This is a genomic window from Devosia sp. YR412, from assembly GCF_900110945.1.
In the GTDB taxonomy this organism is placed as follows: domain Bacteria; phylum Pseudomonadota; class Alphaproteobacteria; order Rhizobiales; family Devosiaceae; genus Devosia.
Genome location: NZ_FOFL01000005.1, coordinates 142,342 through 159,469, shown reverse-complemented (window position 1 = coordinate 159,469; position 17,128 = coordinate 142,342). Strand labels below are relative to the sequence as shown.

General features: G+C 62.2%; 14 protein-coding genes. 5 read left to right on the top strand and 9 right to left on the bottom strand.

Features of this window, described 5'->3' with window-relative positions; all coding sequences use genetic code 11:
* The first annotated feature begins 138 nt into the window (after positions 1-138).
* Positions 139-1,230: a Zn-dependent alcohol dehydrogenase gene (locus BM045_RS16165; protein ID WP_092185101.1), complete on the top strand. Its 1,092-nt coding sequence runs from the start codon at positions 139-141 to the stop codon at positions 1,228-1,230.
* Positions 1,231-1,233: 3 nt separating this feature from the next.
* Positions 1,234-2,727, top strand: a complete 1,494-nt coding sequence (locus BM045_RS16160) for an aldehyde dehydrogenase family protein (RefSeq protein ID WP_092185100.1) — start codon at positions 1,234-1,236, stop codon at positions 2,725-2,727.
* A gap of 70 nt (positions 2,728-2,797) precedes the next feature.
* Here BM045_RS16160 and BM045_RS16155 read toward each other — a convergent pair whose 3' ends face one another.
* The 6 genes from BM045_RS16155 to BM045_RS16130 form a co-directional block, all read right to left on the bottom strand.
* Positions 2,798-3,490: an isochorismatase family protein gene (locus BM045_RS16155; RefSeq protein ID WP_092185099.1), complete on the bottom strand. Its 693-nt coding sequence runs from the start codon at positions 3,488-3,490 to the stop codon at positions 2,798-2,800.
* A gap of 79 nt (positions 3,491-3,569) precedes the next feature.
* Positions 3,570-4,235, bottom strand: a complete 666-nt coding sequence (locus tag BM045_RS16150; protein ID WP_092185098.1) for a GntR family transcriptional regulator — start codon at positions 4,233-4,235, stop codon at positions 3,570-3,572.
* 108 nt (positions 4,236-4,343) lie between these two features.
* Positions 4,344-5,246 (bottom strand): amidohydrolase family protein, encoded by a 903-nt coding sequence (locus BM045_RS16145; RefSeq protein WP_092185097.1) that lies wholly within the window; start codon positions 5,244-5,246, stop codon positions 4,344-4,346.
* Between the two features lie 44 nt (positions 5,247-5,290).
* A complete protein-coding gene (locus BM045_RS16140) occupies positions 5,291-6,016 on the bottom strand; it encodes an enoyl-CoA hydratase/isomerase family protein (protein WP_092185096.1) in 726 nt (241 codons plus the stop codon).
* Positions 6,016-7,395, bottom strand: coding sequence for a phenylacetate--CoA ligase family protein (locus tag BM045_RS16135; RefSeq protein ID WP_092185094.1), 1,380 nt, complete (start codon positions 7,393-7,395; stop codon positions 6,016-6,018). The genes BM045_RS16140 and BM045_RS16135 overlap by 1 nt, the downstream gene beginning before the upstream one ends.
* 24 nt (positions 7,396-7,419) lie before the next feature.
* Complete coding sequence (locus BM045_RS16130) at positions 7,420-9,063, bottom strand: alpha/beta hydrolase (RefSeq protein ID WP_092185090.1); 1,644 nt, start codon at positions 9,061-9,063, stop codon at positions 7,420-7,422.
* Between the two features lie 151 nt (positions 9,064-9,214).
* Between BM045_RS16130 and BM045_RS16125 the strand changes: the two genes are divergently transcribed.
* The 3 genes from BM045_RS16125 to BM045_RS16115 are packed head-to-tail and all read left to right on the top strand — an operon-like array spanning position 9,215 to position 13,101.
* Positions 9,215-10,078 (top strand): isocitrate lyase/PEP mutase family protein, encoded by an 864-nt coding sequence (locus BM045_RS16125; RefSeq protein ID WP_244523024.1) that lies wholly within the window; start codon positions 9,215-9,217, stop codon positions 10,076-10,078.
* 44 nt (positions 10,079-10,122) lie between these two features.
* Positions 10,123-11,511 carry a dihydroorotase gene (locus BM045_RS16120; protein WP_092185086.1) on the top strand — a complete coding sequence of 463 codons (1,389 nt, stop codon included), beginning with the start codon at positions 10,123-10,125 and terminating at the stop codon, positions 11,509-11,511.
* Between the two features lie 9 nt (positions 11,512-11,520).
* Positions 11,521-13,101, top strand: a complete 1,581-nt coding sequence (locus BM045_RS16115; protein WP_092185085.1) for an FAD-binding oxidoreductase — start codon at positions 11,521-11,523, stop codon at positions 13,099-13,101.
* Between the two features lie 116 nt (positions 13,102-13,217).
* Here the strand turns inward: BM045_RS16115 and BM045_RS16110 are convergent, their stop codons facing one another.
* From BM045_RS16110 to BM045_RS16100, 3 genes are all read right to left on the bottom strand, one after another.
* Positions 13,218-14,723, bottom strand: coding sequence for an ABC transporter substrate-binding protein (locus tag BM045_RS16110; RefSeq protein ID WP_092185084.1), 1,506 nt, complete (start codon positions 14,721-14,723; stop codon positions 13,218-13,220).
* Positions 14,724-14,939: 216 nt separating this feature from the next.
* On the bottom strand, positions 14,940-16,079 hold the full coding sequence (locus BM045_RS16105) for a serine hydrolase domain-containing protein (protein ID WP_092185083.1): 1,140 nt from the start codon (positions 16,077-16,079) through the stop codon (positions 14,940-14,942).
* On the bottom strand, positions 16,079-17,128 hold the full coding sequence (locus tag BM045_RS16100; RefSeq protein WP_092185082.1) for an extracellular solute-binding protein: 1,050 nt from the start codon (positions 17,126-17,128) through the stop codon (positions 16,079-16,081). Before BM045_RS16100 ends, BM045_RS16105 begins: the two co-directional genes overlap by 1 nt.

Below are 17,128 nucleotides of genomic sequence, written 5' to 3'. Positions count from 1 at the left end.
GAAGGGTGACATCAAACTGTCAACAGTAGACACGATCTGTTTTCACGGCTAGCGTGATGGCCAGGGACGAGCAGGATGGTTTGGACGCCTGGCATGCAATGACCAGCGCTGCCTGCCCGCAAAACGCAAGGATGTGAGATGAAAGCTGCAGTTGTCTGGAAAGCTGGCGAACCGATGACCATCGAGAACGTCACCATCGAAAAGCCCAAGAGCCGCGAGGTTCTGGTCCGCACGGCCTATGCCGGGATTTGTCATTCCGACCTGCATTTTGCCGACGGCACCTATCCGCATCCCATGCCCTATATCCCCGGCCATGAAGCCTCCGGCATCGTCGAAGCCGTGGGCGAAGACGTCACCCATGTGCAGGTCGGCGACCATGTCGTGGGCTGTCTATCGGTATTCTGCGGCTGCTGTTCGCAGTGTGTTACCGGTCATCCGAGCCTGTGCGAAGCCCCCTCGCCCAAGCTGGCGGCCGGCGTGGCGCGGCGCATGTCGCTCAATGGCCAGGTGATTCACCAGTCGTCCAATCTTTCGGCCTTTGCCGAACAGATGCTGATCCATGAAAATGCGCTGGTGAAGATTGACAAGGACCTGCCGCTCGACCGCGCCGCCCTGGTTGGCTGCGGCGTGCTGACCGGTGTCGGTGCCGTCATCCATGCGGCCAAGGTCGTGCCGGGTTCGACCGTTGCCGTCATCGGCTGCGGCGGCGTGGGCCTGTCGGTGATTTCCGGCGCCCAGCTGGCCGGCGCTGGCCGCATCATTGCCATCGATCGCCTCGACAGCAAGCTCGAACTCGCCAAGCAGTTGGGCGCGACGCATGTGTTCAACGCCACCGACAAGGATCCGGTGGACGAGATCATCGAATTGACCAAGGGCGGGGTGCATTATTCCTTCGAGGCGCTGGGCCTGAAGCAGACCGCCGACCAGGCCTTCCGCATGCTGCGCATGGGCGGCACGGCGACGCTTTTGGGCATGTTCAAGCCCGGCAGCAAGCTCGAATTCGAAGGTTCGATGTTCATCAAGGACCGCAAGATTCAGGGCTCGTCCATGGGCTCCAACCAGTTCCGCGTCGATATTCCGAACCTTCTGAACTTCTACCGCCAGGGGCGCCTCAAGCTCGATCACCTGATCAGCGACCGCATCGAGCTGGAGCAGGTCAATGACGGCTTCCAGAAGCTCTATGGCGGCGCACCCGTGCGCCAGATCATCGACTTCCACGCCGGAGCCTAGGCCATGAATGCGATAATCCCAGAACTGCAGCCGGCAACCCGCGCTTTCCTCGCGCGCCAGCTTGGCCATTTTATCAATGGCCAGGTCGTGTCGGAAAGCGGCGGCAAGACCAGCCCGGTCTATGATCCGGGCCGTGGCACCAAGCTGCTCGACGTGCCACAGGGTACTGCCTCCGATGTCGACAAGGCCGTGGCAGCAGCCCGTGCGGCCTTCAACAAGGGCCCCTGGCGCAGCATGAAGCCCAATATGCGCACCAAGGTCATCTGGAAGTTTGCCGACCTGATCGAGGAACACACCCAGGTGCTGGCCGAAATTGAATCGCTCAATTGCGGCCTGCCAATCAATGCCGCCAAGATCGGCCATATCGGGACGTCGGTTGACCTGCTGCGCTATACAGCCGGCTGGCCGACCAAGCTGATGGGCCGCACGATTCCGGTCTCCTCGCCGGGCGAATGGCATGCCTATACCTTGCGCGATCCGGTTGGCGTCGTGGCGCAGATCGTGCCGTGGAATGGCCCGTTGATGATGGCGGCCTGGAAGCTGGCACCGGCCCTGGCCGCCGGCTGCACCATTGTGCTCAAGCCGGCAGAGCAGACACCGCTGACGGCCATCTACCTCGCAGAACTGGCGATCGAGGCCGGCATTCCGGAAGGCGTGTTCAACGTCGTGCTGGGCGGCGCCGAGGTGGGCTCGACGCTCTCGACCCATAACGATGTCGACAAGATCGCCTTTACCGGCTCGACCTCGGTCGGCCGTGCCATTGCAGTGGCGGCGGCGCAGTCCAATCTCAAGCGCGTGACGCTGGAACTGGGCGGCAAGAGCCCGGTCATCGTCTTTCCCGATGCCGATCTTTCGAGCGCCATTCCGGCCATTGCCGCCGGCATTTTCTCGGGTGCCGGGCAAATCTGCACGGCTGGCTCGCGGCTCTATGTGCATGAAAAGGCCTTTGATCGCGTGCTCGAAGGCGTGGCGGAGGCCGCCAATGCGCTCAAGGTGGGCTATGGGCTCGATCCGACGACGCAAATGGGTCCGCTGATTTCCGAGGCGCATCTCGCCCGGGTGGCCGGGATGACCGAAAATGCCGTGCGCGCAGGCGCTTCGGTGGTCACTGGGGCCGAGGCGATCGGCGGCGAGGGCTATTTCTATAAGCCGACCATTCTCGCCAGCCTGACGCCGGAATCGAACATTGTTCGCGAGGAAGTGTTCGGCCCGGTCCTGTCCGCCCTGCGCTTCGGCGACGACGATCTCGACGCCATTGCTGCCGAAGCCAATGGCAGCCCCTATGGCCTGGCCGCCAGCATCTTCACCAGGGATTTCTCCCTTGCACACAAGATGGCCGCCCGCGTCCGCGCCGGCACGGTGGGCATCAACCGGCATTTCGTCGGCGACAGCGCCCTGCCCTTTGGCGGTTTCCGCCAGTCCGGCTGGGGCCGCGAAAAAGGCGAGGACATGTTCAACGCCTATCTCGAGACCAAGACGGTCGCTGCGCCGATCTGAACCTTTCCTGAGTCAAACAGAAGGCCCGGTGGATGATCCCGCCGAGCCTTTTCTTTTCTATCAGTGTCGCTCAGGCCTTGGCGGGGACCTTGCCCAGAATATCCACGGCCTCGTCGGTCGAGACAACGTCGGCATATTTGGCATTCATGTCGAAGAGATTGACCAGGTGCGAGGTGTTCGAGCGGTCATAAACCGCATCATGGGGCACCAGAACGCGATAATTATAGGCGAAAGCGTCGACCACGCTGCCGCGCACGCAGCCGCTGGTGGTGCAGCCGGTGACGACCAGCGTGTCGATGCCGCGCTCGACCAGATAGCTCACCAGCGGCGTGCCGAAAAAGGCACTCGGGTGGCGCTTGGGCAGCAACACATCGCCCGGCTGCGGCGCAACGGGCGGCACGAATTCATAACCCTTTGCGGCCACGCCCATCAGCGCCGGCACCTTGGCGGCAAGTCGCCCGGTGTCGAAATTCTCCTTCGGCGCAACATAGGGATAGATGATGGGCCAGCCCTTCTCGCGGAACTGCTTCACCAGCTTTTCGATCTGGGCCACGGCGTCCCAGCCAACCTGGCCGCAGGAGGTGGGAAATTCCTTGATGGATTCGAAGAAGGTTTTGGGCTCGGTACCGACAGTGCGGTATTGCACGTCGATGATGAGGAGCGCTGGCTTGCTGCCAATGCCCGAGGCTCCGCCGAAGCCCGCTGCCTCATAGGCCCGGACTTCTTCCTCGGGGATAATCCTGTCCCAAATCTGCTTGCTCACAGTTCACTCCATCCTGTCGCGGCACCTATGCCGCAACTGAATTCAAGAGCGTTACAGCCTAACTGTCAACAGTTTTCAGTTACTCTGAGGTGGCTGCCATTGCGCTGAGGCGGGCATTGCGCAGATGCGTCCGCATCGCCTTTTCGGCCTGGTCAGGATCGCGCGCTTCAAGGGCAATGACGATGTTCTCATGCTCGACCAGGGCCGCGCGCGCCCGGCCCGGCAGGGTACTGGATTTGCGGCGATGGATACGGAGCTGGTAATAGATTTGATCCATCAGCAGGCGCTCGATCTGCTCGCAATGGGCAGCCTTGACGATGGAGAGATGGAAGTCGTCATCGGTCGAACGTGGCGCATAGGCCTCGCCGGCCTGCACTTCAGGCTGGCTGCGGTCGGTATTGAGCAGGTCGCGCAGGCGCGCCACTTCCTGTGCCGAGATGCGTTCACAGGCCAGGCGCGCGCCCATGCCTTCGAGAGCCTCGCGCGTGTAGAACAGGTCTTCGATATTGCGCCGCGACAATTCGATGACGCGAACACCAATGCGCGGTGTGCGGGTCACGAGGCGGCCTTCGAGGCGCCCCAGGGCTTCGCGCAGCGGACCGCGGCTGATGCCCAGCCGACGGGCCAGTTCGGCTTCGGACAGGCGTTCACCGGGCTGGAATTCGCCCGAGGTGATCGCCGCGACGACCATGTCCAGCGCTTCCGAACTCAGCGAAGCGCCCACGATTGGCTGTATAGTGCTCATTCATGCTCCCGACCGGCCGACGCATCGCCCACACGATGCGCCTTTTCGCCGACGTCAACTGTTTACCGATTTTTCGGCGCTGCACCAAGCCGTTACGCGCTAAAATCCTTAGCTGGGCAGGTTGAAAACACGCAAAGCATTGTCGCGCATGATCTTCCTTTTGGAATGTTCACGGAATTCGAGGTCATCGACTTCCTTTACGGCGCGTTCCGGATCGATCACCCACCAGTCGGTGCCGAACATGAACTTGTCCTGGCCGAAGGTATTGGCAAAGTGCACGGCCGACTGTCCCCAATGCTTGGGCGCATAGGCGTCGCCGGCCATATAGACATTCTTGTGCTTGGTGGCGACCGAGATCATCTCCTCGGTCCAGGGATAGCCGAGATGGATGCCGACAATGGTCAGCTCGGGGAAATCGATGGCGATTCGGTCGAGCAGCATTGGCTTGGCGACAGTCGCCAAGCGGTTGTCGTCGCGGTAGACGAGGCAATGCCCCACCTGCATCATGATCGGAATGCCCAGCTCGGCGCAGCGTGCATAATAGGGGTAATAGATCGCGGCATCCGGCGCCTGGCCGAACCAGTGCGGGTAGAGATGGGCGGCAACGAAGCCCAGGTCCTTGACCGCGTGGTCGAGTTCCTTGAGGCCAGCAATGCCGAGCAGCGGATTGATGCCGGCGACGGCCGAATAGCGGTGCGGATATTTCTGGCAGGCATCGTGAATGTAGGAATAGGGGATTTCCGTGGACGTGCTCATGCGGCGGTCGCCGCAGCGTGCGGCGATGAGCAGCGAGCGCTCGATGCCTGCGCGGTCCATCTTTTCGAGGTATTGTTCAGGCGTCAGGCCAAGGCGATGATCGCCTGCCATGCGCACCTGGTCGCGGAAATTCTCGTCGGTCGGCACGCGCTTTTCGGCAATGACCTGGGGTGTGTAATAGTTGACCACAATGTCGATGGCGCCATAGCCGTCGCGGGTCTTGGTCGGATCGAACTGGTAATCTGTGCTGGGCATTGGCGCCTCCTGTTGGGTCAAGCTAGGAAATCGACCCTAAACTGTCAACTGTTGACTATTCTGATGGTACTGCTTCGGGCTGCCGCATCTGCGGCCTCGAGCCGGGCCAGATGAGCCGCTCCGTCTGTGGCGCGGCGAGCGGAGAAGCGCGCTGGCATCTGGCCCGATCGGACAGAGGACAGTACGTCCTCCACCGCTCCATCCAGTTGGGCACTTGCGACAACACTGTCGACTAGCCCGGCATCGAGCGCTGCCGCTGAGTCGATCATCGCACCGCTATCGGCAAGACGTCTCACCACACTGGATGCGCCGCGTCCATGCAGGCCCGCCATGGCGACATCGGGATAGATGCCATGATTGATCTCGGGCAGGCAAAAGCGCGCGGTGTCGACTGCAACCACTTGGTCACAGGCGCCGAGCAGGCCCATGCCGCCGGCGACGCAGGCGCCATTGATGCGGCCGATCAGCGGCACGGGAAGCGCCGCTGATGCGCGCAGAGCCGCGCTCAGTCCGGTCGGACCTTGTGACGACAGGTCCTGCTGGATCGCCTCGGCATTCCGCAGGTTGAGTCCGGCACAGAAGGCGCGGGCGCCCTGCCCCGTCAGCACGACGGCAACCAGGTCCGGCTCGCTGGCCAGTTCGACCAGCACGTTAGCCAAGGCATGAAATTCCGCCGGGTCGAGCGCGTTGGCGCGCTCGGGATGGCTGAGCGTGATGGTGGCGACGCCGTGGCGCCGATCTACCAGCACGCCTTGTTCCAACTCGCTCATCAGCGCTGGCGCAGGTCGACGATGCGCTTGGGCTTGGCCATGGCGACGGGATCGAAAATCTCGTCGCGCTTGGCGATTTCGATCTCGGGCCGCAGATTGGTCAGCTTGGTGACAAGGCCGGCAATATCGGTGCCGATGCCCTCGCCCTTGCCCTCAACCGGTGCCAAGCGAACCTTGAGCACATCGGGCGAGAATGGATCGGTGGCCGATTCCGAGGTCACGACGATCTGGTACTCTTCCAGCTCGGGTATCTTGTCGAGTTCGGCCTTGAGATTGCCCAGGTTCACCAGGGCGCCCTTGATCTTGATGATATCGCCGGTGCGCACGGGCTTGGACGAGAGGCGGACCGAAGTACGGCCGCAATGCGGGCACGCCGTGTGGTCGAGCGCGCCCATATCGCCGACCTTGTAGCGCAGGAAGACCGTGCCGCGGCGGTTGAGATGGGTAATGGCCAGCATGCCCGTCTCGCCATCATTGAGGCGCGCACCGCTTTCGGCGTCGACCACTTCGTGGAACACCTGATCGGGCATGGAGCTATGAAAGCCAGAGCCGTCGCAGCATTCGATCATCGTGCCCCCCTGCTCGGTCGAGCCATAGCGGTTGACGATGGTGGTGTCGGCGCAATTGAGATTGCGCATGCGCAGGCGCAGGTCGTCGCGCATGGCGGGCGAGGCAGCTTCGCCGGTGGTCATAACCATGCGGACCGAGGTGAAATCGGCGCCCAGTTCGGCGGCACGCAGCAGGACGCGGCGCACGAAGCCGGCAACGCCCCAGAGCACCGTCGCCTTGTGGCGGGCAATGGAGGCCACGGCGTCATCGACGCTGCGATTGACCGGGTAATAGGAATCCACGCGACCAGTATTGGCGATCAGCATGGCGGCGCCAACGGCCGCTGCCTCGTCTGGGCCGCGCGAATAGGCGCCCATGGGGAAAGAGGTCAGCGGGAAGAGGTTGGCAATCAGGTCGGTATTGCGCAGGCCGATCAGGTCTTGGCGGGTGCGGAACAGGTCCTGATAGGCAAAATGGTCATGCGAGGTGACAAAGATCGGCGCCGGCTTTCCGGTCGTCGTGCCGGTGGTATAAATGATCTTCCACAGCGTGCCTTCGGCGAGCGGCAGGCCCTCGGGACGCAGGCGGAAGGCTTCGGGGTCGGCGAGAAAATCGGTCTTGGAGGATGGCGGGATCTTCTGCAGATCATCGACATTCTGGATATCGGCCGGAGTCAGGCCGCGGGTGCGCATTAGTTCCGAATAGAAGGGGTGGTGGTCGTAGCAAATCTCGACCATGCGGCGCAGCAGCTGGTTCTGCAGGGACCGCACTGCCTCGAGAGGCTGCCGCTGAACGTCCGGCAGGGTGTAGATCGGGGCATCGGTCGACATCGCATTCTCCAGTCAGAACAATATTCAGAGTGTGGTGGCGTCCCGTTGTCCAGCCAGATGGCGCTGGACGCTCGGGGCGAAGATATCATTGGGCGCGGATGTGATCCGAACTGCTACCGGGCAGGATTGCAGCGCGGCAAAAAGGTCCCGCGACAGCACTTCGCGCCAGATCGGCGCAAAATTGCGCGGCTGCTTGAGCAGGGCCACGGCATGACGGGTCAGCCGGGCCGGGTCGATGCGCGGCTCGTTCGTGCGGCGGGCGGCATGGTCGCGGTTGAACCATGGATACCAGAGCTCGGCATCGCGCAGGTGATGCCAGAGTCTTAGCAGATAGCCGCCATCTTCGGTTGGGCTGATATTGGGCGCATGGGCGGCGAAGCTCTCGCGCTCATCTGGCGTCAGTAGCGGCGGTGATTGCAGGGTGATTTCCGACACGCGGGCAGGATGACCTTGCACGAAGTCCAGCGCCAGCGCCGCCGCGCTGCCCTGAGCGTGGATAGCCACCTCGGACCAGCCAAGTGCATCGAGCACGTCTTCCACCTGCTCGCGCCAAAGGGAGAGATTTGGCGCAGCGGCAGGCGATTCGGCATTGCCGCCGAGATCGAAGGCCAGCACCGGGCGGGTGGCGGCCAGTGCTTCGATCTGGGCATCGTGCAGGTCGAAGCTGCCGGGCAGATCGTGCAGGAAGAGGAGCGGCTGACCGGCTTGCGATAGGCCGGTACAATAGACGCGCACTGGACCATGGCGGGTTTCGATATAGTCGTGCAGTTCGGATGGCAGCGCCTTAGCGGCAAAGCCGGAAACATGGTCGGGCACTTGGCCCTGCGCCGGATGACGGCGCAACAGGTTCAGCTCGTCGTGCAAAGCCACTTCAGGATCGCGCGACATCACATGGACCGGTGCAGCTTCGGGATAGCGCTTAATGGTCTTGAACTGACTGTCGCCTGGCCGATTGCCCCAATAGACGGGGACTGTCACATCGCCGATGTGCGGCAGGGCCTGATGCAGGAAAGCGGCGCGATAGGTGCGGGCATAGGTGTCGGCCGCTTCGAGCAGTTCGAGTGTACCGCGATGGAGAAAGTCGATTTCGGGCAGATCGGCATCGGCCCGATGCGCCAGGTCGGCCGCATCCCAGGGCCAGAACATGTGCTGCTCGCGATAGCGGAAAAAAGTCCAGGTCAGATGCCCGCCATGCCATTGTGGCGTGATCGCCGGCAGATATTCCGCAAGGCGCTCTTCGCTATAGGGCGCGGCGAAGATGGGCAGGCCGTCGGTCAGCAGCATGGATGCGAGGTTGGAGTGGCGCAGCACCAGTTCCAGCGCGACGCTGGCACCAGTATGCCGGCCATAAAGCGCGGCCTGCTCGATGCCAATTGCCCGCATGGCGCCGGCAATGAGATCAGCAATGCGCTCGATCGTGATGTCGCCATCCGCTGGCGCCTGTGACAGGCCGAAGCCGGGCAGATCGAAGGCAAAGCAGGTGAATTCCCGGCCCCAGACTGCCTGCAAATCCTCCATGACCTTGGCCGAACAGGGGCTGGCATGCAGCAGCACGGCTGCCGGCCCCCTGCCCTGGCGGACATAGTGCAGACGGCAGCCTTCCACGGTAACGAAACCCTTGTGGACGGGCAGGTCTGCGGTGTCAGCAGCCGGCGCCGACGTGCTCATTGCATTTTCCTAGTGCATTGTGCCCAAGAGCTGATCAACAGCCCTATCAACTGTTGACAGTTTACATCATACAGCGGAGATTGTGTCCAGTATCTAGTTCGGGGCCGATTATGTGGGACTTTGCCGGCCGCGTGTTGCAAGGAGATCAAGCGTGACTAGTCAAGCCGCACGGCTCAAGAGCATCCTGGCCCGCCGCGAGGCTGTGATCATGCCGGGGACGCCAAACGCCCTCTTCGCCAATGTGATCCAGGAACTGGGCTACGAATGCGCCTATATTACCGGCGCCGGCGTGACCAATATGTATCTCGGCTCGCCCGATGTGGGCCTGATTACCATGAGCGAAATGGTGCAGCATATCGCCGTGATCGCCGAAGCCGTGGATATTCCGCTGCTGGTCGATGGCGACACTGGCTTCGGCAATCCGGTCAATACCTATCGCACTGTGCGGGCCTATGAGCGTGCGGGGGCCGCCGGCATCCAGATCGAGGATCAGGATTTTCCGAAGAAATGCGGCCATTTCAACGGCAAGGCCGTGATCCCGACCGATGAAATGGTGCAGAAGATCAAGGCTGCGGTCGATTCCCGCCGCGACCAGGATTTCCAGATCATCGCGCGCACCGACGCCATTGCCGTCAATGGCATCGAGGATGCCATGGATCGCGCCCATCGCTATATCGAGGCGGGTGCCGACGTGACCTTTGTGGAGGCACCGACTGGCCTCGATGACATTGCCCGCATTTCACGCGAATTGCCTGTGCCGCAGATTTTCAACTATGTGTTCGGCGGCAAGACGCCTCCGGTCGAGCAGACCATGCTCAAGGACATGGGCTATGGCGCAGGGCTTTATGCCAATGCGGCGCTGCAGGCGGCCCTGCTCTCGGTGCATAATGTCCTCGGCGAGCTGCAGCGCACGGGTTCGCTGGCCAGCGTCAAGGATGAACTGGCCAGCTTCGAAATGCGCCAGAGTTCGGTGCGCAAGCATGATTTCGATTCGATGGAGAAGCGCTACACCTGATCGCCTGTCCGAAAGCCGCAACGTCGCAAACAAGAGGAAAATCTATGTTCGATCTCGTCATTCACGGTGGTCTCGTCGCCCTGCCCGGCCAGGCGCCGTCACCCTATGATATCGCGGTAAGCGAAGGGCGGATCGCGGCAATCCTTGAGGCGGGCACGAATGTGGAGGCTGAAAAGCGGATCGATGCTACAGGGCGCCTCGTCATGCCCGGCGCGCTGGACGTGCATGTGCACCTGGGCCATGGCGCCGACATTTCCTATCCGCGCGCCGCTTCGGATGCGGAAAGCGAAAGCTCGGCCGCGGCCAGCGGCGGCGTCACTACAATCGTTCCCTTCATCCTCTCGGCCGAAGAACATTCGACAATCTTCGACCAGATCCGCTCGGTTACCGAGGCCGGCAGCCATATCGACTTCGGCTATCACCTGATCATCTCGACGGAGGAACAACTGGCGCAGGTGCCGCGCTACGTTGCCGATTACGGCATTCCGAGCTTCAAGATTTTCATGAACAATCGCGGCGGCGAGGGCAAGCGCCTCGGCCTGCCCGATATCGACGATGCCTTCCTTTTCCGCCTGGCCCAGGCCTGCGCTGAAAATGGCGGCGTGCTTTGCCCGCATCCGGAAAACATCGAGGTCGTCCACTACCTGCGCCAGCAGGTCATGGCCCGGGATCCCGAGGGTCTGAACGGCCTCTCTTCTTGGAATGAATCGCGCCCGCCCTTCGTCGAGGCCGATGCCATCCAGCGCGCGGCGCGGCTCTGCCAAGCGGCCGGTTCATCCATCTATGTGGTCCACACCTCTTCTGGCGAAGCGCTCGATGCTGCCATTGCCGCACGCGAGTCGGGCGTGGATATCACCATCGAGACCTGCCCGCATTACCTGACCCATGACGTGACCTGGGAGCGAGGAGTGGTCGGCAAGATCAATCCGCCTTTGCGCGAACCCGCCGATCGCGATGCGCTGTGGGCCGGCATTGCCTCTGGCGCCATCGACACCGTCGCCTCGGACCATGTGCATCGCACGCTGGCCGGCAAGGAAGGCGGTATCTGGAAGGCGTCGCCGGGCTGCCCAGGCCTAGAAACCATTCTCCCCGTCATGCTGACCGAGGGGCATCATCGCCGTGGCGTGCCGATCGAGCGCATCGTTGCCTTGCTCTGCGAGAACCCGTCCAGGGCCATGGGCCTCTGGGGCCAGAAGGGCGCGCTCGCGCCGGGTTTCGATGCCGATATCGTCCTGGTCGATCTAGATGCCGAATATTCGCTCAGCGCCGAGGATGTGCTCAGCGATTCCGGCTACAGCATCTACGAAGGCATGGGCTTCAAGGGCCGCGTAACCAATACGCTGGTGCGTGGCACGGAAGTTTATCGCGATGGCCAGATGGTCATCGAAACGGCCGGCCATGGCCGCTATCTGCGCCGCCGCCTCGAACACTAGGAGGCCGGTTTGGCCAGTGAATCTGCCGATCCGGCATCTCTGCTCGCCGCCCGCCTGCCGGGCCTGAGTATCGAGACGCAGCATCTCGACCTCTATGCGACCGACGTCTTCTATGCCGCGCCGCACAAGCCGATCGCCGTGCTGCATCCGGCCTGCGAAGACGACGTGGTGCGCCTGGTACGCGCGGCGCGAGAGCTCGGTATCGGCCTCTATTGCCGTGGCGGCGGTCTCTCTTACAGCGCCGGCTATCTGCCGGTGCGGCCCAATTGCGCGCTGGTCGACCTTTCGGCGCTCGACAATATTGTCGAGCTCAACGAAAAAGACCGCTATGTCACCGTTGAGGCCGGTGTCACCTGGGCCGCCTTGCGCGATGCGCTGCGTCCGCTCGGCCTCACCACGCCCTTCTGGGGTACGTTTTCCGGGCTTCATGCTACTGTTGGCGGCTCGGTCTCGCAGGGCGCCAAATTCTTCGGCTCCGCCTCCCGCGGCAGCTCCGCCGAGTCGGTGCTGGGCGTGCGCATCGTGACCGGCGCGGGCGATGTGATCCAGACCGGATCGGCCGGCGGCGACAAGACCGCCCCCTTCTTCCGCAATTACGGACCCGATCTCAGCGGCATGTTCCTCGGCGATTGCGGTGCCTTTGGCATCAAGACGCAGATCTCGCTGCAGCTCATCCCGGCCGCTAAGGGCGAGACTTTCGCCTCCTTCTCCTTTGACGACCCGGCCGCGCAGATGGACGCCATGGCACAGATCGGGGCGGAGCTGCTGGCCAGCGAATGCCTGGGTATGGACCCGTTCTCGGCGCAGTCGCGCATGCAGAGCGATGGCCTGCTCGCCGATTTCAAGACCGTCGGCCAGATCATCAAGGGCGCGTCGAGCCTGACTTCGGGTCTGCGCGACGCGACGCTGATTGCTCTCCACGGCCGACGCTTCGCCAAGAAGGTCGGCTATCTCATGAACACGATCGTCGAAGGCGGCGATCAGCATGAGGCGGATCGCAAGGCGCGGCGCGTGCGCGCCATTGCCCGCGCGGCTGGTGGGCGGGAAATCCCCGCCTCCATTCCGCGCGTCATGCGGGCCATGCCCTTCCCGCCCATGTCGGGCCTGCTGACGCCCTCGGGCAAGCGCATGGCCTGGCTGCATACCGTCGTGCCCAATTCGCGCGGCGGGGAATGCTTTACCCGCACCGAAGCCGTGTTCCAGCGCGATGCTGCCGCACTCAAGGACATGGGCATTTCGCATGGCTATCTGCTTTCGACCCATGGGCCCTCGGGCGTCGGTGTCGAGACGCTGATCCGCTGGTCGGATGCGCCGCTGCCGCTCCATCTCGACTTCATGAACGAGGCCCAGCGAGCCGCGCTCAAGCGCCGCCCGGACAATCCGGCCGCGCGGGAAAAGCTCAAGGAGCTGACTCGTTCCATTCTCGCCGAATGGCGCGAGCTCGGCGGCGTCCATATGCAGATCGGGCGCAAGTATCCCTATATGGAAACCCGCCAGGCGCCGGTGCGTGCCCTGCTCGACCAGCTCAAGGCCCAGTTCGATCCGGCTGACATCATGAGCCCGGGCAACCTTTTCACGCTCGACCAGTAGTCTCCCTCCCAATGACAAAGGCCCGGCAGATCTGCCGGGCCTTTTGTTTTGCACGGGGCATTGGGCCCAACAAAAATGGGCCGACGAACCGGCCCATTTCAGACGTTCAAGGGAGGTTATTCGAACGTATAGAGGCGGACGATTTCGTCCGGGTAAGGCACGTAGTCGATGTCGGCCTTGACGCCGTAGACCTGCAGCATGTCGTAGAGCGGCAGGAACTGGCGGTCTTCATTGCTGATGCGGAAGGCCTCGCTGATCATTTCCTGCTTCTTGGTCTCGTCGATTTCTTGGCGCTGGGACTTCACCAGGGCATCGATCGCTGGATTGTTGTGGCGCAGGTGACCGCCGGCTTCGTAAAGCGTGGCAAGGATGGTTTCGGCGTGGAACTGCGAGGAGCCGAAAGCAAAGTAATACATCGGGCTCAGCTTGTTCTGTACCCAGGCCGGGAAGAAGGCCGTGAATTCCATCGGGTTAAGTTGGACGTTGAGACCGGCCGTGGTCAGGTATCCGGCAATCGCCTGGGCGACTTCATTGGCCATCGGATAGTTGTTGTTCGGATAGTCGAGAATGATCGGGGTGCCGTCATAACCGGCTTCCTGGACAAGCTGCTTGGCGAGTTCGGGGTCGAACTCGGTTGGAGTGAAGGACGCGTCATAGCCGCCATTGGAGGGCGGGACCATGATGCCGCTGGCCTTGCCGGTACCGCGCATCAGCTGGTCAGCAATGGCGACGCGGTCGATGGCAACGTCAACGGCCTGGCGGATCAGCGGATTGTCGAAGGGAGCGATATCCGGGTTGAGCTCGAGGAAGGAGACGCGGTAGCCGGGGGCCACCTCAACCTTGAGTGCCGGATTGCCGGCCAGCATGTCCATCAGACTTGGCGGCAGGCTCGGGACCAGATCGACTTCACCCGAAAGCAACGCATTGGCGCGGGCGGCGTCGGACGGGATCGGACGGAAAATGCCAGTCTTGACGGCCGGCTCGCCACCCCAATACTCCGGGAAGGCTTCCAGCACCATGCGGTCATCCTTGACCCATTCGGCCAGCTTGTAGGGGCCGGTACCGATCGGGGCGGTGGCATAGCCGGTATCGCCATTGGCGTCGTAATAGGCGCGGCTCATCACGTAGAGATATTTGCTCTGGCGATCGAACATCGCATAGGGCTGGGTCAGGGTGAACTTGACAGTGGTGTCGTCCACGGCCTCGGCCTTTTCCACAAGGCGCAGGAAGGCGCGCACGGGCGAAGTTTCGTCGGCCAGCACATGCTCGGTGGTGAAGACCACGTCATCGGCCGTCATGGTCGAGCCGTCGTGGAATTTGACGCCTTCGCGCAGCTTGAAGGTCCATTCGGTCAGGTCGTCGCTGACCGCCCAGCTTTCGGCCAGCTGGGGAATGACCGCGCCATCGCGCCCCAGCTCGGTCAGCGCGTTATAGACGTTGAGGCGCAGGTTGAGGCCGATCGGCGAGGTGTCCTTGCTCGGGTCGAGCGTGGGCACGTCACCCGACAGCGCGATCGTCAGCTGTTCGGGGGCAGCCATGGCAGCGGTCGATAGAGCAATCAAGGATGTGGCGCTGATAAGAGCTGCTGCGGCGAAGCCCTTCATCGTGCTGAAGTAAGACATGGAAACTCCCTTCCTGTGTTGGGTCCAGTCCAAGCTCGGCCTGCGGACCCTTCCCTCACAGCAGAGACTATGCACCCATCCTGATAACTGTCAACAGTTTACCGACGAGTGAAGAGGCCAGTCTGCAGGGGTTTAGTAGCCAGCACGACGCAAAACGCCAAAAGCCGCAAATGGCGACCTTCCATGGGATGAGCACTGCAACACAAGGCTTTGAATTCAGTCAGAAATGCTAGCGTAAGCGGCCTCAATGATAGCTGCGGCGCGCGGGCCGATATCATTGCCGTCGTGCATCTTATTGGTAGTCCAGCACAGGCTCAGCTGCGACACCGGATCGGCAAAGGCCTGCGAGCCCCCCGCCCCAGAATGACCAAAGCTTGCAAGATTGGGTCCCATGGGGCGATGCGGCGGCGAATTGAGCATGAAGCCGACCGCCATGCGCAGTCTTGCGCCTTCGCTATCCGTCGTCCGGGCCTTCTGCTCGGTGAGGAACTGCGCCTGCGTCGGCGCGCTGACCAGCGGTTCAGGCCCGATCATGGCATTATAGATCCCAGCAACGGCGCGCGCCGTGCCGTGACCATTGACCGAGGGCAGTTCCTCGCCGCGCCAGAGGGCGGAATTATAGTCCTCTTCCACCGGCACTGCCTGCCACATGCGATAGGCGATAGAGTCCTTGGGCTCGCGCTTGGCGGCATTGACCACATTATTGGCCGAAGCCACGATGGTAGAACAGCGCGCCTGCTGCGCCTCGTTCATGCCGATGAAATAGTCGAGCCCGCGTGGGCCGCAAATCTCGTCCTGCAGAAATGTGCCGATGGTCTTGCCAGTCAGCCGGCGTACCAGTTCGCCGGCGATGAAGCCAAGCGTCGAGGAATGATAGACTTGTTTCTCGCCCACCGGCCACAGCGGCTTCTGGTTGGCAATGGCGGCAATCATTCGGTCCCAATGATAGATATCGCCCGGTGCAGCAAGGTCCGTCACCGGAATGCCGGCTAGGTGGCCCAGTGCTTGGCGGACGGTGATCTCGCCTTTCCCGTCAGCGGCAAATTCGGGCCAATACGTGCTGACCGGCGCGTCGAGAGTTAGCTGTCCACGATCCACCAGCATGGCCACGCAGATCGCCGAGACGCCCTTGGCGACCGACATCATCAACGTCAGTGTATCGGCGCGCCATGGCGCGCCTCTCTGCTTGTCAGCAATACCGCCCCACAGATCCACCACCAGCGCATTGCGGTAGTAGATGGCCACGGCCCCGCCGAGTTCGTCACGCTGGGTGAAGTTCTCGCGGAAAGCCTTGGCCACGGCATCAAACCTTGGATCAGCATGGCCGCCGATCTGCGGGACGGTATCTGTGCTCATCAGCCCGAGATCACTTCCTGCTGCATGCGCTGGGTGATTTCGGTGAAGGACGACTGGATCGAGGCCCAGTCGATGCGCAGCAATTGATCGGCCGGTGCGATGCGGCTGGCAACAGCCGGGTCCAGCACGGCCTTGGAGTTGACCACGCCGGTCGGCATGGCATTGCCGAAGGCTACCTGCCGGTCTACGCTTAGGGCAAAGTCGACGAATTCGAGTAGGAGGTCGCGGTTCGCCGCATTGGTCGGGACGTGATAGGAGAGAACGCCCATGGGCGCGCCCTCCGTCGGCGTCACAAACTTGCCCGGGACGCCGCCGTCTATCAGCGCATAGGAGCGGAAGCCACCAAAGCCAGCCGCAACGCCAGCTTCTTGACGCTGGATCAGGCCGTCGACCTCATTGGCCGTGTTGAACCAGCGGGCGACATTGGGCTTGAGCTCCTTGAGCTTTTCAATGCCCAAGTTCCAGTCCGAACCATCTCCCGCAAGCGTCGCGGCGATCATTACCAACTCATACATGGAGCCGGCGGCAGCCGCCGGGGCCAGGATTTTGCCGGCCAGCGATGGATCCCAGAGATCTGCCCAAGCCGTGATCGGCTTTTCCACCATGTCTTCGCGATAGAGAATGCCATAGTCGACATAGTTGAAGCCGACAGCCTTGCCCTCATAGGTATCTTTGAAAATCGGATGCACATCGGCCAGAGCCGGGATCTCGTTAGCCGTCAGCTCCAGGAAGAGGTCCGGCACGCGAATGGCGCGCATGGCCACCGGCAGCGAAAGGAAAGGCAGGTCGATTTCGGGCGCGTCGCGATTGACCAAAGCATTGTTCAGCCACTCGTCGGCCGAGCCATACTTGATCACGAATTCTGCACCCGTCCTTGCGGAGAAGGGATCGAGCACATGCTTGCGGTAATTCTCTTCATAGGCACCCCCGAACAGGGTGGTGACAATGGTCTTGCTTTGCGCCCGCACGATTGCGGGGAAGCCGGTGACCACGCCTGCAGCGGCCGTAGCGGCCAAAAAATGCCGTCTCGTCAGTGAATTTGCTGTCAT